Raw genomic sequence first — 18,439 nt, 5'->3', positions numbered from 1 at the left:
GCTATGGACGAAGACCGCTGGATCGAAGTCGACGGACTGCACAAGATCTACCGGCCGCGCAAGTCCCGGCCGACCCACGCACTCTCGGACATCACCTTCACTGTCCGGCGCGGTGAGTTCGTCTCGGTCGTCGGGCCCTCGGGGTGCGGCAAGACCACATTGCTGAAGATCCTCGCCGGGATCGTCCGCGGGAGCGAGGGGACGGTCCGTGTCGCGGGCCGCGACGTGACCGGGCCGCTGCCCGAAGTGGGCATGGTCTTCCAGGCGGCCACCCTCCTGCCGTGGCGCACGATCCTGCAGAACGTGATGGTGCCCGTGGAGGTGCGGAAGCTCGACGCCCGTGTGTACCGGGAGCGGGCCGAGAGGCTGCTCGGGATGGTCGGCCTCGACGGCTTCGAGGGCAAGTACCCGCATGAGCTGAGCGGCGGGATGCAGCAGCGCGCCGGAATCTGCCGGGCCCTGGTGCACGACCCGGCCGTGTTGCTGATGGACGAGCCCTTCGGTGCGCTGGACGCCCTGACCCGCGAGTACATGAACGTCGAACTGCTGCGGATCTGGCGGGAGAGCGGCCAGACGATCGTGTTCGTCACCCACTCCATCCCCGAGGCGGTCTTCCTCTCCGACCGGGTGGTGGTGCTCAGTCCCCGTCCCGGCCGGGTCGCCGAGATCGTCGACATCGGGCTGGAACGCCCGCGCTCGATCGGCGCCATGGCCTCGGACCGGGCCGGGGCCCATGTGGGCCGGATCCGCAGACACTTCAACGCCACCTGGGTGATCGACTCATGAAACGCTTCCGAGTGGACCTGAGGGAACGCCCCGAACTGCTGCTGGTTCCGGGCGTCTTCGCGATCGTCGTGCTGGCCTGGGAGTTCGCCGTTCCCGCCTTCGGGATCGACGACTACGTGCTGCCGCGCCCCTCCCAGATCCTCGACGCCCTGCTGGCGCAGTTGGGCGACCCGTTGTTCTGGGGCCATCTGAAGGTCACGGTGCTGGAGTCGCTGTACGGCTTTCTCCTCGGCGTGGGGGCGGCGCTGGTGCTGGGTACGGCGATCTCGCAGGTGCGGCTGATCGAGCGCACCTTCATGCCGTACGTCGTCGCCTTCCAGACGGTGCCCAAGGTGGCCCTCGCGCCGCTGTTCGTGGTGTGGTTCGGCTTCGGTATGACGAGCAAGGTCGTCATGGCGGCGGTGATCTCGTTCTTCCCGATGCTGGTCAATGTGATCGAGGGGCTGCGCTCGGCCGATGCCGACCGGATCCAGATGCTCACGGTGTTCGGCGCCGGCCGGTTCCAGGTCTTCAGGATGGTGCGTCTGCCGAGCGCGCTCCCCTTCATCTTCGCCGGTCTCGACATCGGGATCGTCTTCTCGATCCTCGGCGCCGTCGTCGGCGAGTTCATCGGCGCGAAGGAGGGCCTGGGATACCTCCTGCTGCAGACCAACTACAACTTCGACATCGCGGGGATGTTCGCCGTGCTGGTGGTGCTTTCCGTACTGGGGCTGATCGCCCACTTCATCATCCGGTTCGCCCAGCGGCGCCTGGTGTTCTGGGCCGAGGAGAACCGGGTGATCGGCGCATGAGGAGTTCAGGACAACAGCGGCAGGAGGCCGACGTGGCTGAGATGACAGAGTATGACCTGTTGGTGAAGAACGCCCGCGTCGTCACCCACGACCGTGACGACGCCCGGACCGCGGACATCGCCGTCAGCGGAGGGCGCATCGCCGCCGTGGCGCCCGGCATCCCCGTGGGGGGCACCCGTCGCGTGGTCGACGCCGGCGGCAGGCTGGCGTTCCCCGGCGTGGTCGACGCCCACCAGCACTGGGGGATCTACAACCCGCCGGCCGAGGACGCGGTCACCGAGAGCCGCGCGTGCGCGCAGGGCGGGGTGACCACCGCCCTGACCTACCTGCGGACCGGTCGGTACTACCTCAACAAGGGCGGCGCGTACGCCGACTTCTTCCCCGAGGTACTGGACGCCGTCTCGGGCCGCGCCCACATCGACTACGGCTTCCACCTCGCGCCGATGTCACGCGCTCACATTGCCGAGATCCCCGACCTGATCGAGCGGTTCGGCGTCAGCTCGTTCAAGGTCTTCATGTTCTACGGCGGCCACGGCCTGCACGGCAGGTCCGACGACCAGAACGCGTTCCTCATGCTCCCCGAGGACGAACGGTACGACTACGCGCACTTCGAGTTCGTCATGCGCGGGGTGCAGGCCGCACGCGAGCGGTTCCCCGGCCTCGCCGACGAGATCTCGCTCTCCCTGCACTGCGAGACCGCCGAGATCATGACCGCCTACACCAAGCTGGTCGAGGAGGCGGGCGACCTCACCGGGCTCGCCGCGTACAGCGCCTCCCGGCCGCAGCACTCCGAAGGACTCGCGGTCTCCATCGCCTCCTACCTGGCGCACGAGACGGAGCTGCCGACCATCAACCTGCTGCACCTGTCCTCGCGCAAGGCGGTCGACGCCGCCGTACGGATGAGCCGGGCGTTCCCGCACATCGACTTCCGCCGCGAGGTCACCGTCGGGCATCTGCTCGCCGACATCACCACCGCGCACGGCCTCGGTGGCAAGGTCAACCCGCCGCTGCGGCCCCGCGACGACGTCGAGGCGCTGTGGGAGTACGTACTCGACGGCACGGTCGACTGGGTCGTCAGCGACCACGCCTGCTGCCGTGAGGAGGTGAAGTTCGGCGAGCCCAAGGACGATGTCTTCCTCGCCAGGTCCGGATTCGGCGGAGCCGAGTACCTCCTCGCGGGCGTGATCACCGAGGGGACGAAGCGCGGCCTGTCGCTGGGCCGGATCGCCGCGCTGACGTCCTGGAACCCGGCCCGGCGCTACGGGCTGCGCACGAAGGGCGCCATCGCTCCCGGCTTCGACGCGGACATCGCTCTGGTCGATCCTGGCCGTACCTGGACCGTGCGCGCCGCGGAGTCGGAGTCGACGCAGGAGTACACCCCCTTCGAGGGCTTCGAGCTGACCGCGCAGGTCACCGACACCTTCCTGAGGGGCCACCACGTCCTGCGGGCGGGCAAGGTCGCCGGTGAGCCCGTCGGCGCCTACCTGCATCGCCCGGCCCGCACCACGTAGGCGGTGTCCGTCTCGGACGCTGTGTCAGCCGCTGCGGTCCGTGAAGGCGCCGTGGGCGTCGAAGGCCAGCGCGGCGAAGCGTTCGCCGATGCGGCGGTGGGTGGCGGCGTCCGGGTGGAGCTCGTCGGGCAGGGGCAGTTCGGCGAAATCGGCCTCGCCGTAGAGGTCGCGGCCGTCGAGGTGATGGAGGTTCGGGTCCTCGGCCGCCCGCTGCTCCACGATGCGGGCCAGCTCGTCCCGTATGACGCCGAGGGTCAGCTTCCCGAGGGCGCGTTCCGCCGGGTCGCCCATGGCGACGAACCGCAGTCGGCCGGCGCTGAGGTTGCTGAAGTCCGGGGCGCTGGGCCCCGGCGTGTCCTCGTGGATGGGGCACAGGATGGGCGAGACGACCAGCAGCGGTGCCGTGGGGTGGCCTTCGCGGATGGTGTCGAGGAAGCCGTGGACGGCGGGGGTGAAGGCGCGCAGGCGCATGAGGTCGGCGTTGACCAGGTTGATACCGATCTTGACACTGATCAAATCGGCGGGGGTGTCGCGGATGGTACGGGCCGTGAACGGGTCGAGCAGCGCGCTGCCGCCCAGGCCCAGGTTGATCAGTTCCACACCGCCGAGGGAGGCGGCGAGTGCGGGCCAGGTGGTGGTGGGGCCGACGGCGTCGGAGCCCTGACTGATCGAGCTGCCGTGGTGCAGCCACACCCTGCGGCCCGGATCCACGGCGGGTTCGATGGGGGCATCCGTGCGCAGGGCGGCGAGTTCGGTGGTCTCGTTGTGCGGCAGCCAGATCTCGACGTCCTTGACGGTGCCGGGAAGTCCGGTGAAGCGGAGGGTGCCGGGCGGGCCGGAGTGCCGCTCGGCCGTCCCGCCGGACATGTCGATGGTCAGGGTGTTGCCGCCCGTCACGCTGCCCTGGCCGGCCAGGCGGCCGTCGACGATCAGGTCGTACACGCCGTCCGGGCGGGGTGGGGCACCCACGTAGACACGTTTGGTGGGCAGCGTGTCCAGCTCGACCGCGGTGGCCCGGGTGCGGAAGGCCAGGCGTACGCCCGACGGCTGGGCCTCGGCCATGGCCAGTTGCGGGTCGGCGCACTGGGCGCGGGCCCGGGCCGGCAGCCGGTGCGGCAGGACGCCGTACTCGGTGCGCTCCACGTCCAGGGCGCCGCGCAGGAGGTCCGCGGTGACGGGCGTGGTGATCCAGTGGTTGTCCATGTTGTTATCCATGGGTGTGTGCTGCCTCACCTTGTTGATCAGTGTGCGGGACCTGCTGGACTAGGCGGACGGTGCCGGCCAGTTCCGCAGCAGGGCATCGAGGGCGTCGACGATGCGTGTCCAGGTGGTCTGCGTGTCGGGGGCGCTGTGACTGAACCCTCCTCCCAGTTCCAGGCTGACGTAGCCGTGGAAGACGCTGCCCAGGAGCCGGACGGCGTGCGTCTGGTCCGGCTCCGTCAGGTCGTAGCCGCGCAGGATCGCCCGCGTCATCTGGGCGTGTCTGACACCCGCGCTGGCGGCCGCCGCCTCCGGGTCGAGCCTCAACTGGGCTGCGGCGTAGCGGCCGGGGTGCTCCCGGGCGTAGTCACGGTAGACGTTCGCCAGGGCGGCCAGGGCGTCCTTGCCGGCCCGCCCGGCAAGCGCGGCGGCACCCCGGTCGGCGAGCTCTTCCAGGGCGAGCAGACAGATCAGGGTCTTGAGGTCGTGGGAGTTCTTCACGTGTGAGTACAGGCTCGCGACCTTGACGTCGAACCGCCTGGCGAGCGCCGAGACCGTCACCTCGTCGAAGCCGACCTCATCGGCCAGTTCCGCACCCGCCCGGGCCAGGCGTTCCCGGGTCAGCCCTGCGCGCGCCATAACCATCCCCTCGTTGAACCATATCGATTATGCAATAACCTAAAGGCTCTAGGCAAACAGCTAGGCAAACAGGGTAGCGGTGTATGAGACGGCTCTCGTACGTCGCAATCCGTCGCAACCCGGGGGCCGACGTGCGCCGACGCCCCGCCCGGTGGAGTCTGAAGGGCATGGAGCTCAAGGGCGCACGCCGACGGGGCGGCGGGGAGGACGATGTGGAGGCCGTGCTCGACGACCTCTACACCACTCCCCCGGCCCACTTCGTCCCGCGCCGCGAGGAGCTGGCCGCCGCCGCGAGGACGGCGGGCCGCGCCGAGGACTCCAGCCGGATCCGCGCGGCCCGCCGCCCCACACTGGCGGCGTGGGCCGCGAACCTGCTCCTCCGCTCCAAGCCGCAGGAAAGCCGGCAGTTCCTGGAGCTCGGGAGCGCGCTGCGCGAGGCCCACCGCACCCTGGACCCCGGCGCGGTCAAGGACCTGTCCGCGCAGCGGCGGCGCGTCGTCGCCGCCCTGTCCCGGCAGGCGGCACAGCTCGCCCTCGATGCCGGGCACCGGCTGTCGGACTCGGTGCAGTACGAGGTCGAATCCACCCTGAACGCGGTGCTCACCGACCCGGACGCCGCCGACCTGTGGGCTACCGGCCGCCTGCACGGCGCCCTCACCCCACCGGCCGCCTTCCCGTCCGGCGCCGCTCCGGCGGCCGGAACCCGGCCGAAGGCGGCACCCCCGACGACCGCACCTGCGTCGCCCCGGGCGCAGCGGACCGACGAACTCGCCGAGCGGCGACGCGCACGGGAGGAGAAACTCGCCCAGGCCCGCAGGGCGGCCGAGGATGCTGCGCGGCGGCTCCGCGACCAGCGCAGGGAGCACGCGGCTGCCGAAGCCTCGCTGGAGCAGGCACGCGACCGCCAGGACCGGGCTCAGCAGCGGGTGGTCGACGCGGAACAGCAGTTGCAGCAGGCGCGCGAGGCCCTCAAGCCGGCCGTCCGGGAACAGCGGCAGGCGGAGAAACAGCTCCGGGCCTCCGCCGATGCCCTGGCCCGCGCCGAACGAGAGGCCCGCGAGACCGCGCGGGAAGTGCAGCGCCTCGGCAGGGGGCAACGCTCATGAGGCGGAAGCCACCGGCACCGTGGCGGGAGAGGACCGACGAGTCCCAAGATCGGGACTCATCGATCCTGATCAACGCTGTTGTACGGGTTCACGTTGTACGGGTTCACGTTGAAGACTCGCCTCCAGGTCGTCGAGGGCCTGGCGCGCGGCTGTGATGCGGTCGCGCAGTTCGCGTTCGGCGTCGGCCGGAGGCCCGGCGGACGCGGGAAGGGCCGTCCCGGGCCGCCTGTTCCCGTCGCCCTGTTCCCGCTCCAGTTCGCGTGCCTCCTCCAGAGAGCTGATGACCACACCGATGAGGACGTTCACGAGCACGAAGGAGGCGAACAGGACGTAGGAGGCGTAGTAGACGATGCTCCAGCGGGAGATCTCCAGACCCGCGCGGACCGCGTCGCCGAGTCCGTCCAGGGTCATGAGGAGGAAGAGGGTGAGCACCGCGCGGCCGAGAGAGCCGTAGTGCTCGGGGTTGGCGTCGGCGAAGAAGACCCAGCCGACCATGGCGTAGACGTACAGGAGCAGGGCGCCGACGACCAGGAAGCTGAACGTGCCGGGCAGACTGCGGCCCACGGCGACCATGAAGACGCGCAACTGCGGCAGGAAACGGGCGGTGCGCAGGACACGGGCGAGGCGCAGCAGCCGCAGGACCGTGCTGTTCTCGCGGACGAAGGGCAGGAACGCGGAAGCGACCACGGCCAGGTCGAACAGGTTCCACGGGTCGCGGAAGAACTCGCGCGGACGGTCGGCGTGCGCGCAGGCACGCAGGAGTATCTCGACGGTGAAGGCGGCCAGGCAGAGGTGTTCGGCGAGGCGTAACCAGTACCGCCAGCCCTCGGCGAGTGCGCTGTACGTCTCCACTCCCAGCAGGGCCCCATTGGTGAGGATGAGGATGAAGACGGTGAGGGCGAACCACCGGGCCTCCGTGACGGTGCGTGCCCACTGTGCCAGCGCCTGGCGGGAGCCCCACCATGCCTTGGCCGTACGATCGTGACGGTCGATCATCCTGCTGTACCTGCTCCTTCGCGCAGCGCGACATTCCCGGCCAACCGGGGTGGCAGCCGGGTCTGTCGAGCGATCATGCTCCAGGAGAGACTTTTACAGCACTGTAGATACGCATATCTCGCGGGTGGCCATCCGAACGGGTCAGGGGCGCGCTGCCCGGTGTCGCCGCGACGTCACCGTATGGCGGCGGGATCGAGGTCCGTCCCGACGACGAGCGTCACCACGCCCGCGGCGGCGCTCGCGTCCTGTGTGGCCTCCGTGCCGGGCAGCCGGGACGACAGTACCTCGGCCTGCTCACGCAGCTCGCCCGGGTACGTGACCTTGGTCGTCCGGGTGGTCTCGGGAGCGTTGCCCGTTCCGACGACGGTGAGTCCGGCCTCACGCAGCCTCTCGGCGACGGCGGCGGCACGCCCGGTGACGCCCGTGCCGTTGAGGACCTGGATGCGTACGGAGGAGGCGTACACCTGGTTCTTCCCGTCCGCCGTCAGCTTCTTCTTGTCGACCTCCCGGTCCTTGGCGAGGGAGGTGAACAGGTCGGCGGCCTGGGGGTACTGCCACACGACGTTGGCCTTGTCGGTGGCCACGTCGGCCTCGCGCGGGTAGTTGGGGACGGTGAGGAAGGTCAGCCGGTCGTTCGGTATGCCCTTGAGCTCGGAGGCGAGGCCGTAGAGCGGCTTGATACCGGCCAGGTCCTCGTCCGTGGTCAGGGACTTCGTGGCGGACTCCAGGAAGCCGTACAGCGCGTTGGGGCTGGTCAGTTTGGACTGTGCCTTTTCCGCCAGAGCCTTCATGAACTCCTGCTGGCGGCCGATACGGCCGATGTCGGAGCCGTCTCCGACGCTGTAGCGGGCGCGTACGTAGCCCAGCGCGGCCTCGTCCTTGACGGTCTGGCAGCCGGCTTCCAGATCCAGGTGCGCCTTCTCGTCGTTGATGGCCTGCTCGGGGCAGACCTCTATGCCGTCCAGGGCGTTGACCATCCCCTTGAAGCCCTGGAAGTCCACGGACATGAAGTGGTCGATACGCAGGCCGGTGTTCGCCTCGACCGTCCTGATGCTGCAGGCGGCCGCCTCGCCGACGTCGCCGCTGCTGCCACCGATCGCGAACGCCGCGTTGATCTTGGAGTGTTGGGAGGCGGAAGTGGCGCCGTCGCCGCTGTCGCACTCCGGTATCTCCACCCACGAGTCACGCGGGAACGACACCACCGTGGCCCACTTCCGGTCCGCCGGGATGTGCACCACCATCAGCGTGTCCGACTGCATGGTGGTCAGGCCCTTGCCGTACCCGGCATTGGCACCGTCACGGCTGTCCGAGCCGACGACCAGGATGTTCTTCGAACCGGGGCTGAGGTTGACGGGACGGTTCCCGCCGAGCTTGTTGTCGAGATCGGCGGACCCGATGTTGTCGTCCAGGCTCTGGTACATCCAGGCACCGACCCCGCCGGCGCCGAGGACGCACACGGCCAGTCCCCCGGCGCCCCACACGACGATCCGCCCCCGCCTGGTCAGCCGCGTCGGCCGGCCCTCACGCGGCGTACTCCTCGGTTTCCCCCTGTTGCCCACCGGCGCCCTTCCCCCGTCTCGGCCGCACCGGGCCGGTCAACTCCCTCTGCACGTCCGATGCCGGTGCGCACCGAACGACGTAACTCTAGGCCCACACAGGGACACTTAGGCGCGGTCACCGCGTTCAGTGGTGTCCCGGGCCGAGGCGGGCGAGATGGCGGTCGTGGACGCGGCTGAGGAGCAGCAGCGAGCACGTGGCGCCGATCAGGGCGCAGAACATGTCCCACTGGGTGTCCCACACGTCGCCCTGGGTGGCCAGGAACGCGTCGGCGGCGTGACCGCCCGTCACGGCCGCGGCCCACTCCAGCATCTCGAAGACCGCGCTGAAGGCGAGGCAGGCGCACACGGTGAGCGGGGCCAGCCAGCGGCTGCCGCGCAGCGGTGACGTCCTGGTGAGGATCTCGCGCACCAGGATGGCCGGTACGAAGCCCTGCATGAGGTGGCCGAAGCGGTCGTAGGGATTGCGCTCCAGGCCGAGCCAGTCGCGCACCCAGTCACCCGCGGGCACCTCGGCGTAGGTGTAGTGACCGCCCACGACGAGGACCAGGGCGTGGGCGGCCAGCAGGCAGCACAGCAGATCGCTGAGCGGGAACCGCTTGCGGAACAGGACCGCCAGTGGCAGGCCGACCATCACCCACACGGTTTCCAGCAGCCAGGTCGTCGGGTCCTTCGGGTGCCACGCCGACACGGCGAGCGCGAGGGCGACGACGGCGAGCAGGACGGCCGGCAGCCGCCGTCCGTTGCCACGGCCGGGGCGTCGAGCCGCGGACGGCCGGGATTCCGCCGAGGGGCGGACGGCGGTCGGGAAGGCGGACATGATGATGATCTCCTCGTTTCAGGGTGGTCATCATCTTCCGGTCGCTCCCGACCGCCGGGCATGAGTACGGGTACTCATCGGCACTGGTACACATCGGCACCTCGGGTGCCGGCCGGGTACTACTTGGTCGTGTCGCCCACCCGCTTCGTCACGTCGACGACCTTCCACCGCTGGTTGGACCCGGAGTTCGGGGTCCAGGTGGTGACGGCCGCGCCCTCGTTGGTCGCCTGGCCGCCTACCTCCAGGAGCCGGTGGGTGGCGACGTTGACGAGCGTCCAGGTGCCGTCGCCCGTGCTGGACATGAGCCACTGGGCGGCCTTGTCGCGCTCGCCCTCGTCGGGCTCCACCACCGGGGAACCGTCACGGACGGCGAGCCGCTTGCCCTCGCCTGGGTTGGTGAAGACGTACCGGTCGAGGACCCCGGGGCCGGAGCGCACCGAACGCAGCTGCCACTGCTGGCCGGGGGCGGCGGCGTCCGTGGCGCCGGACCGGATGACCAGGTTGGTGCCGTTCTCGGCGACGGTGACGGCCTTGCCGCTCTGGACGCCGGTCAGGGTGTAGGTGTGTCCCTTGCGCAGCAGCGGGGCGTCCTTGGCGACGCCGGACACGCCCTTGATGACGAAGGACGTCACGGACTGGGCGGGCACGGTGAAGGTGGCCTCGCGGTCGGTGACCTTGATCGGGTCGTGCTTCTCCAGCTTGCCGTTCGCGTCGGTGACGACCGGGGTGACGGTCGCGCCCCGGCTGACGTCGCGGAACTTCGACAGGTCGACCGTGACCGTGCGGGCCTCGGTGGTGCTGTTGACGTGGACGAGCGAGGCGCCCTCGCCGTCCTTCGCCACCGCGGCCGCGCTGGAGGTGTCGTTCACCTTGATCAGCCGGTCGCCGGGCTTGATGAAGTGGGTGAAGTTCCGCGCGGTGTCGAACTTGGTGTTCGTGTAGATGGGGCAGGTATCGAGGGTGTCCTCGGAGGTGCAGCTGAACGGGAGCTGGATGCTGCCCCAGTTGCCGCCCTTGGCGGACTCACCGCCGGGCTTCATGTTGTCGTAGTCCTCGACGGGCTGCCAGAACACCCAGGCGCGCGGCTCCAGTTCACGCAGGTCGTCGACGATGCGCTGGGCGAGACCGAGACCCGGCCGCATGTCCGTGAAGCTCTGGCCGTCGCCCCAGTCGCCCTCGACCTCGCTCATCCACAGCCGCTTGTTCTCGGCCTTGGAGATGTCGCGCACGGTGGTGCGCTGGCCCGTGCCGTAGGTGTGGACGTTCATCTGGCCGACGAGGTCACGGGACTCGGGCGAGTACGTGTTCCAGTTCTGCGCGAAGATCGACGGGTTGGTCTCGTCCATCGCGGCGATCTGGGCCCTGGTCTTCGCCTTCTTCAGGGCGGGCGCCAGGGCCCTGATCACCTTGTCCTGGAGCTCGGGGCCGATGTGCGCCCCTTCCTGGCGTCCGCCGACGGGCTCGCCGTCGGGGCCCAGGCGGGTGCTCCAGTAGTTGGTGTTGGGCTCGTTGAAGGGGTCGACGGTGTCGACCTTGATGCCCTCCGCCCGCTCCAGCCGCCTGGTCGCGCCCGCCATATAGGCGGCGAAGTCGTCGATGGACTCGGTCTTGAGCTGGTCGTCGGTGGCGTTGAAGCCGCCGGATACATAGCCGCTGACCGTCATGAACCACGGCGGGGAGTTGCTGAACGTCTCCCAGTGGTCGATGTCGTCCTTGATGCGCTCGACCCACCAGCGCTGGGTGACGTCGGCGTTCTCGTTCCAGTCGGCCGGGTCGTCGGCGCTCCACCAGTCGGTGTCCTCGCGGGTGGTGCCCTCGGGGGCGTTCCACCAGCCCTCCACGGCTCCGCCGGCCCGCAGGTAGTCCTTGACGTCGGGGGCGTTGCCGCCGCCGATGTTGTAGCGGGCGATGTTGAGGGCGAGGCCGTCGTCGTCGAAGAGGAGCTTCGCGAGCTTCTCGCGGATCTCCTTGGGATAGTCGCCGGTGGCGTTGGCGAACCATACGAGACTCGTGCCCCAGCCCTCGAACTTCTCCTGCTGGTACGAGGGGTCCGGCTGGACGGTGACGGAGGCGGCGGCCGCCTCCGGCGTCTGCGCCTGGAGCGGCGGGGCGGTGACCAGAGCGGCCCCGGTCGCCAGGGCGGTGAGACTCGCGGCTCCGAGGAGCCGTCTGCTGCGGGTACGGCGTGCCATCGTGTGCTCCCAACTCAGGTGTGGTCGCTGCGGTGGCCCCTCCCGCCCGTCGGGGGCGGGAGGGGATGGCCCTCGAACGCGTGCGGAGCCGTTCGAGGAGTCAGGCGGTGGGCTGTCGCAGTACGGCGACGTCCCTGGGGTGCAGGACGGGAGAGCCGTCGGCGCCGGTCGTGCCGACCAGGACCTCTCCGGCCAGGCCGGGCAGCGGCACCGTCCCGTCGGTCCGGTTGACCAGGAACAGGAAACGGCCGCCGGGACCGCTGCGTACGGTCAGCTCGACCAACCCCCGTGCGGAGGCGGGCAGTTCGCTCTCGACTCCGGCCGGGGCGAGCAGCCGCGGCAGCAGGGCGGTGAGCCCTTCGGTGCCAAGGCGGGTGGAGACGTACGCGGCCGAACCGCTGCCCGTGGACCGGCGGGTGACGGCGGGGCGCCCCGCGTGCATGCCGGTGCGGTAGGCGGCCAGGACGTCCGTCTCCGGGTCGGTGACGGTGATCCGGTCGGTCCACAGGCTGCCGGTGGTGGCGTCGTCCAGTTCGACGGTGTCCCCGGCGAGCAGTGGGCCGAACTCCTCGATGCGGATGCCGAGCAGGTCGCGCAGGGCGCCCGGGTAGCCGCCGAGCCAGATGTGGTCGTTCTCGTCGACGATTCCGGAGAAGTACGTGGTGACGAGGTGGCCGCCGCTCTCGGCGTACCGCGTGAGCTCCTTGGCGAGGTCGGCGGGGACGACGTGGAGCACGGGCGCGATGAGCACCTGGTAGCGGTCGAGGTCGGTGCGGGTGGTGACGATGTCGGCGCGGACACCGAGGGCGAGGAGCGCCGAGTACCAGTCGAGCGCTTCCTGGCGGTAGTCGAGCAGGGAGGTCGGGTGGGAGTCCTGCTCACTCGCCCACCACGACTCCCAGTCGAAGACGATGCCCACCGGGGCGGCCTCGCGCTCGGAACCGGCCACGGAAGCCAGGGTCTTGAGGGTGTCGCCGAGGGCCACGACCGCGCGGAAGAGGTCGCTGTCCTCCCCGGCGTGCGGCACCATCGCCGAGTGGTACTTCTCGGCGCCCGCGGCCGACTGCCTCCACTGGAAGAAGCAGACGGCGTCGGCGCCGTGCGCGACGTGGAGGAGCGAGTCGCGGGCCAGATCGCCGGGCCGCTTGGCGAGGTTGACGGGCTGCCAGTTGACGGCGCTGGTGGAGTGCTCCATCAGGAACCAGGGCCGTCCGCCGGCGATGCCGCTGGTGAGGTTGGCGGAGAAGGACAGCTCGTCGCGGTCCTGGGGGCCGGGGTGGACGTAGTGGTCGTTGGAGACGAAGTCGATCTCGTCCGCCCAGTCCGGGTAGTTCATGCCCTTGGTGCCGCCCATCACCATGAAGTTCGTGGTGACGGGCACGTCGGGGGTGATCTCCCGCAGCACGTCCCGCTCCGCCCGCAGGTACTCCTTCAGCGCGTCCGAGGAGAAGCGCTTGAAGTCCAGCTGCTGGGTGGGGTTGGGGTGGGAGCCGGCCAGCCGGGGCGGCAGGATCTGCTCCCAGTCGCCGTAGCGCTGGGACCAGAACGCGGTGCCCCAGGCGTGGTTGAGCGCGTCGAGTGTCGTGTAGCGGGTGCGCAGCCAGTCACGGAAGGCGCGGGCCGCGTCGTCGGAGTAGTCGTAGACGTTGTGGCAGCCGAGCTCGTTGGACACGTGCCAGGCCACCAGGGCGGGATGACCGGCGTAGCGCTCGGCCATCGCCCGCACCAGGCGCAGGGCGTGTTCGCGGAAGACCGGAGAGGTGGGGCGCCAGTGCTGTCGCGCTCCCGGCCACACGGTCTCACCGGTGGCGGTCACCGGGAGGATCTCCGGGTGGGCCGTGGTGAGCCAGGGGGGCGGGGACGCGGTGGCGGTGGCCAGGTCGACCCCGATGCCGCCCTGGTGCAACAGGTCCATGACATCGTCGAGCCACGCGAAGTCCCATGCGTCCTGGGCCGGCTGGATGCGGGCCCAGGAGAAGATCCCCACGGAGACGACGGTGACGCCGGCCTCGCGCATCAGCCGGACATCCTCCTCCCACACCTCGCGCGGCCACTGCTCGGGGTTGTAGTCGGCGCCGTAGCCGAGACGGGGGGTGGAGTCACCGTCCGGCCCGCTCAGCAGGCGGGTCAGGCGGGTGGAGGTCATGGTGGTCCTTCCGGTGTGTCGCACGGGGGCGGCACGATGGTGCCGCCCCTCGCACGGCGGTCCTACTTCTCGACGGTGAAGCCCTGCTCGTTGCCGTACTTGACCGAGGCGTCCTGCCAGGCCTTCAGGCCGTCGGCAAGCTTGGTGCCGGACACGTAGGCCTTGCCGACGGTGTCGTTGAAGATCGAGTTGGCGTACTGCTGGAAGGGCAGGTACGACCAGTCGTCGGCGACGTTCGCGGCCGACTCGGCGAAGATCTCGTTGGCCTTCTGCCCGCCGAAGTACTCGAACTCCTTGTTCTTGAACTCCGTGGACTGGACGTCCGCGGTGGTCGCCGGGAAGGCGCCCTCCTTGATGCGGCTCTGCACACCGTCACCGGAGTTGGCGTACTCGACGAAGGCGTAGGCGAGTTCCTTGTTCTTGCCCAGCGTGGGGATGGTCAGCGAGCTGCCGCCGTTCTCGGCGCTCGCCTTGTCGCCCTTGGTCCAGGCAGGCAGCGGGGCCGCTCGCCAGTCACCGGAGGCGTTCGGCACACCGGTGACGAAGTTTGCGGGCATCCAGGCGCCGCTGGGCAGCGTGGCGATGGTGCCGTCGCCCAGGCCCTTGTACCAGTCGTCGGTCCAGCCGGTGATGGGCGCGACGAGCTTCTCGTCGATGAGCTTCTGCCGGTTGTCGGTGAACTTCTTGGCAGCCGCGTCGGAGAAGTCGATCTTCACCTTGGTGCCGTCGACCTGGTAGGGACGCGAACCGGCCTGCCAGAGCAGGCTGGTGGTGAGGCCCGCGTCACCGGCGTCGGCGGCGATGAAGACCTTGGGGTCGGCCTGTTGCAGCTTGCGGGCCGCGTCGACGTACTCGTCCCAGGTGGTCGGGACCGCGACCTTGTACTTGTCGAAGATCTTCTTGTTGTAGAACATCGCCATCGGGCCGGAGTCCATCGGCAGGCCGTAGACGGCGTCACTTCCCTGGGTCACCGCGTTCCACGGACCCGCGGTGTACTTGTCCTTCAACTTGTCCGCACCGAAGGGGGCCAGATCGGTGAGGCCCTTGGTCAGGGCGTACTGACCCAGCGCGAAGTACTCGACCTGCGCGACGTCGGGCACGCCCTTCTCGGCTTCGATGGCGTTCGACAGGGCGGTGTAGTGCTTGTCGCCGGACCGCTCGCCGACGAGGTCGATCTTGACCTTGGGGTACTTCTTCTGGAAGTCGGCGGCGACCGTCTTGAGGGTGGGCTCCCAGGCCCAGACCGTGACCGTGCCGCCCTTCTCCAGGGCTGCCTTGAGGTCCGCGGCGGAGACCGGCTTCTGGTCGGAGCCCCCGTCGTCGGAGCCGCCGCAGGCGGTCGCGCCCAGGGCGAGGGCGGAGAACAGGGCTATGCCGCGCAGCAGGCGGCCGGTGGTTCTGCGCATGGAGGTGCTTCCACTTCTTTGTGGGTGGGACAGATGAGGGTGGAACGAGGTGCGACTGAGGAGGTGGTGCGCAGGAGGGCTACTCCTTGACGCTTCCCGCGGCGAGCCCGGACTGCCAGTACTTCTGCAGCAGCAGGAACGCGGCGATCAGCGGCACGATGGTGAGCAGTGATCCGGTGATCACCAGGTTGAAGATCACGTCCCCGCCGATCGTCTCGGCCTGGGAGTTCCAGACACTCAGGCCCAGGGTCAGCGGGTACCAGTCCGAGTCCTTGAGCATGATCAGCGGCAGGAAGTAGTTGTTCCAGGTCGCGACCGTCGTGAACAGCAGCACGGTCACGATGCCGGGGGCGAGCAGCGGCAGGGCGACCTGGAAGAAGGTGCGTGCCTCGTTCGCTCCGTCCATGCGGGCGGCTTCCAGCAGTTCGGTGGGGATGGCCTCGGTGGCGAAGACCCACATCAGGTACAGGCCGAAGGGCGAGACGAGCGAGGGGATGATCACCGCCCACGGGGTGTCGGTCAGCCCCATCTTGCTGAACATCAGGAACGTCGGCACCGCGAGGGCGGTCCCCGGGACGGCGACCGCGCCGATGACCACGGCGAACACGGCGCGTTTCCCCGGGAAGTCGAACTTCGCCAGCGCGTAACCGCCCAGGATCGCCAGGAAGGTGGCCCCACCGGCACCGACCACGACGTACAGCAGGGTGTTCAGCAGCCAGCGCGTGAAGACGCCGTCGTTGTAGGTGAACGTGTCCCTGATGTTGTCCCAGAGGGCGAAGTCGTCGGCGAACCACAGCCCGCCCGAATCGGCCAGCCCCTCCTGGGTCTTGGTGGCGCTGATGACGAGCCAGATCAGCGGCACCACGGTGTAGAGCAGCATCAGACCGGTGAGCACGGTCAGCAGAACGCTGCGCTTGGGGCGCCCGGGAGTGTGCCGACGGGGCGTACGCAGACGGGACGCGCCCTTGCCCGCGCCGGCGGCCTGGGCGGGTATGGACTCGGAAGCGGTGGTGACGGGGCTGCTCATCGGGTCACGCTCCCTTGCGCATGCCGCGCAGCTGCACGATGTAGGCGATCACCATGGTGATCAGTCCCATGATGATCGCGACCGTCGCGGAGTAGTTCTGCTGCTGGCCGTTGAAGGACAGCGAGTACGTGTAGAAGTTCGGGGTGAAGTCGGTGGTGATGGCGTTGCGTGCGAGCTGCCGGAGGATGTTCGGCTCGTTGAACAACTGGAAGCTGCCGATGATCGAGAAGATCGTCGCGATGACGAGGGCTCCGCGGATGGCGGGGAGCTTGATGGCGGTGATGACGCGGATCTGTCCGGCGCCGTCGATCTCCGCGGCCTCGTAGAGGGAGTGCGGGATGACGCGGAGCGCGGAGTAGAAGATCAGCATGTTGTAGCCGACGAACTCCCAGGTGACGATGTTGCCGATCGACGCCAGCACCAGGTCGGGCGAGAGCGGGTCGGGCAGGGTCACGCCGAAGGCCTCGTTGATGTCCCCGACGAGCCCGTAGCGGGTGCCGTACATGAAGCCCCACATCAAGGTGGCGACCACGGCCGGTACCGCGTACGGCAGGAAGATCGCGATGCGGAAGAAGTCCCTGCCGTAGAGGCGGCCGCTGTCCAGGGCGAGAGCGATCAGCAGGGCGATGCCCAGCATGATCGGTACCTGGACGACGAGAAACAGCGAGACCCGTCCGAGGGAGGCCCAGAACCGGTCGTCCTCCAGGGCCTGCGTGTAGTTGTCCAGGCCGACGAAGGTGGTGCCGCCGATCAGCTGGTCACGGAAGAGGCTGAGATAGATCGAGTACGCGATCGGCGCCAGGAAGACGAGGGCGAACACGGCCACGAAGGGGCCGAGGAAACCCCACCCGGTCCAGGAGCGGCGGTCTCGTCTCGCCGGGGGCGGCGCCGGTCGCGGTTCCACGGCCGCCGGAGGTTGTTGCGTCGTCATGTCGTTCCTCGCTCGTCACATCCCGGAACCGGCGGTGCCGCCCGATGTCGAGGAGGCCGCACCGCGCGATGTTTACGTAAACATCTCCTCGGAAAGGAGGCCGTGCGCTGTTATGTTTACGTAAACATCCAATGGCGGAATGTCTACACCGCCCCGATCACGGCGGTCAAGGGATCCTTGGCGAATCCGTGACGCAAGCTGCGCAGGAGAGGAGGCGGCCGAGGGATGGACACGGCTGACAGAACGCCGACGGGCGTCCCCGGTGGTGGTCGAAGACGATCCCGGGCCGGGATCAGGTCCCAGACCGCCTCCATGGCCGACGTCGCCCGGCTGGCGGGGGTCTCCTCGCAGACCGTGTCACGCGTCTCCAACGGCTACACCGGGGTGACCGAGGAGACCCGGCAGCAGGTGCTGGCGGCCATGAAGGAGCTGGGCTACCGGCCCAACAGCGCCGCCCGGGCCCTCAAGCGGGGCGAGTTCCGCACGATCGGCGTCATCACCTTCTCGCTCTCCACCACGGGCAACGTCCGCACCCTGGAGGCGATCGCCAACTCGGCGGCCCACGAGGGGTACGCGGTGACGCTGCTGCCGGTCGCCGTGCCCACCCAGGACGAGGTCCGTGGCGCGTTCTCCCGGCTCGAGGAGCTCGCGGTCGACGCGGTGATCGTCATCATGGAGGTCCATCTGCTCGACGCGGCGACCATCGCGCTGCCGCCGCACGTCCAGGTCGTGGTCGTCGACTCCGACGCCGGCGACCGCTACACCGTCGTCGACACCGACCAGGCCGGCGGCAGCCACGCCGCCGTACGGCACCTGCTCGACCTGGGCCACGCCACGGTGTGGCACCTGGGCGGCCCGGACGGATCCTTCGCCGCCCAGCGCCGAGCGGACGCCTGGCACGCGGCCCTCATCGAGGCGGACCGCACCCCGCCGCCGCTGGTCCGGGGCGACTGGTCCGCGGAGTCCGGCTACCGCGCCGGGCTCGTCCTCGCCGACCACGAGGACTGCACCGCAGTCTTCGCGGCCAACGACCAGATGGCGCTGGGCCTGCTGCGGGCCCTCCACGAACGCGGCCGGCGCGTCCCCGAGGACGTCAGCGTCATCGGCTTCGACGACATCCCCGAGGCGGGCTCCTTCCTGCCCCCGCTCACCACCCTCCACCAGGACTTCGCCGAGGTGGGGCGGCTCTGTGTCGAGAACGTCCTGCGCAAGATGCGCCACGAGGGCGCGGAGCGCGGCACGACCCTGGTGCCGACCCGGCTGGTGGTACGGGAGAGCACGGCTCCGCCGCCTTCGCTCGCCTAGGGCCTCGTCGAATTCCTCTGCCCCGCG

15 protein-coding genes are annotated in these 18,439 nt (G+C 69.5%); 5 read left to right on the top strand and 10 right to left on the bottom strand.

Features of this window, described 5'->3' with window-relative positions; genetic code table 11:
* The first annotated feature begins 3 nt into the window (after positions 1 to 3).
* From E0500_RS41000 to E0500_RS40990, 3 genes are read left to right on the top strand one after another with little or no spacing between them, the layout of a single operon-like run.
* Complete coding sequence (locus E0500_RS41000; protein WP_131560964.1) at positions 4 to 786, top strand: ABC transporter ATP-binding protein; 783 nt, start codon at positions 4 to 6, stop codon at positions 784 to 786.
* Entirely contained in the window at positions 783 to 1,577 is a 795-nt protein-coding gene (locus tag E0500_RS40995) for an ABC transporter permease (protein WP_131560963.1), read from the top strand. Before E0500_RS41000 ends, E0500_RS40995 begins: the two co-directional genes overlap by 4 nt.
* Positions 1,578 to 1,618: 41 nt before the next feature.
* Positions 1,619 to 3,088 (top strand): dihydroorotase family protein, encoded by a 1,470-nt coding sequence (locus E0500_RS40990; protein WP_131561044.1) that lies wholly within the window; start codon positions 1,619 to 1,621, stop codon positions 3,086 to 3,088.
* A 24-nt stretch (positions 3,089 to 3,112) separates the two neighbouring features.
* On the opposite strand, the gene E0500_RS40985 is transcribed toward E0500_RS40990, so the two are convergent.
* Both E0500_RS40985 and E0500_RS40980 read right to left on the bottom strand, forming a co-directional pair.
* Positions 3,113 to 4,303: a GDSL-type esterase/lipase family protein gene (locus E0500_RS40985; protein WP_131560961.1), complete on the bottom strand. Its 1,191-nt coding sequence runs from the start codon at positions 4,301 to 4,303 to the stop codon at positions 3,113 to 3,115.
* 48 nt (positions 4,304 to 4,351) lie between these two features.
* Positions 4,352 to 4,927 carry a TetR/AcrR family transcriptional regulator gene (locus E0500_RS40980; RefSeq protein WP_131560959.1) on the bottom strand — a complete coding sequence of 192 codons (576 nt, stop codon included), beginning with the start codon at positions 4,925 to 4,927 and terminating at the stop codon, positions 4,352 to 4,354.
* A gap of 167 nt (positions 4,928 to 5,094) precedes the next feature.
* Here E0500_RS40980 and E0500_RS40975 point away from each other — a divergent pair, with 167 nt between their 5' ends.
* Complete coding sequence (locus E0500_RS40975; RefSeq protein WP_131560957.1) at positions 5,095 to 6,033, top strand: hypothetical protein; 939 nt, start codon at positions 5,095 to 5,097, stop codon at positions 6,031 to 6,033.
* Between the two features lie 69 nt (positions 6,034 to 6,102).
* Here E0500_RS40975 and E0500_RS40970 read toward each other — a convergent pair whose 3' ends face one another.
* From E0500_RS40970 to E0500_RS40935, 8 genes are all read right to left on the bottom strand, one after another.
* On the bottom strand, positions 6,103 to 7,029 hold the full coding sequence (locus E0500_RS40970) for an ion transporter (RefSeq protein WP_131560955.1): 927 nt from the start codon (positions 7,027 to 7,029) through the stop codon (positions 6,103 to 6,105).
* Between the two features lie 173 nt (positions 7,030 to 7,202).
* Positions 7,203 to 8,588 carry an LCP family protein gene (locus E0500_RS40965; RefSeq protein WP_309505311.1) on the bottom strand — a complete coding sequence of 462 codons (1,386 nt, stop codon included), beginning with the start codon at positions 8,586 to 8,588 and terminating at the stop codon, positions 7,203 to 7,205.
* 124 nt (positions 8,589 to 8,712) lie between these two features.
* Entirely contained in the window at positions 8,713 to 9,405 is a 693-nt protein-coding gene (locus E0500_RS40960) for a DUF2238 domain-containing protein (protein ID WP_131566994.1), read from the bottom strand.
* 119 nt (positions 9,406 to 9,524) lie between these two features.
* Positions 9,525 to 11,597 (bottom strand): RICIN domain-containing protein, encoded by a 2,073-nt coding sequence (locus E0500_RS40955; RefSeq protein ID WP_131566991.1) that lies wholly within the window; start codon positions 11,595 to 11,597, stop codon positions 9,525 to 9,527.
* A 100-nt stretch (positions 11,598 to 11,697) separates the two neighbouring features.
* Positions 11,698 to 13,743, bottom strand: a complete 2,046-nt coding sequence (locus E0500_RS40950; protein WP_131566988.1) for a beta-galactosidase — start codon at positions 13,741 to 13,743, stop codon at positions 11,698 to 11,700.
* Positions 13,744 to 13,805: 62 nt separating this feature from the next.
* Positions 13,806 to 15,149, bottom strand: a complete 1,344-nt coding sequence (locus tag E0500_RS40945; protein WP_131566983.1) for an ABC transporter substrate-binding protein — start codon at positions 15,147 to 15,149, stop codon at positions 13,806 to 13,808.
* 79 nt (positions 15,150 to 15,228) lie between these two features.
* Positions 15,229 to 16,176, bottom strand: coding sequence for a carbohydrate ABC transporter permease (locus E0500_RS40940; protein WP_131566980.1), 948 nt, complete (start codon positions 16,174 to 16,176; stop codon positions 15,229 to 15,231).
* Between the two features lie 4 nt (positions 16,177 to 16,180).
* The gene (locus tag E0500_RS40935) at positions 16,181 to 17,107 is read right to left on the bottom strand and encodes a carbohydrate ABC transporter permease (RefSeq protein WP_131566976.1); all 927 of its coding nucleotides are present in this window, start codon (positions 17,105 to 17,107) and stop codon (positions 16,181 to 16,183) included.
* Positions 17,108 to 17,332: 225 nt separating this feature from the next.
* On the opposite strand from E0500_RS40935, the gene E0500_RS40930 reads away from it, so the two are divergent.
* Complete coding sequence (locus E0500_RS40930) at positions 17,333 to 18,412, top strand: LacI family DNA-binding transcriptional regulator (RefSeq protein ID WP_399120891.1); 1,080 nt, start codon at positions 17,333 to 17,335, stop codon at positions 18,410 to 18,412.
* The last annotated feature ends 27 nt before the right edge of the window (positions 18,413 to 18,439 follow it).

Origin of the sequence: Streptomyces sp. KM273126, assembly GCF_004337435.2 — a bacterium.
Lineage (GTDB): Bacteria > Actinomycetota > Actinomycetes > Streptomycetales > Streptomycetaceae > Streptomyces > Streptomyces acidicola.
The sequence above is the reverse complement of the archived record's forward strand: the minus strand, read 5'-3'. Positions and strand labels throughout refer to the sequence as shown.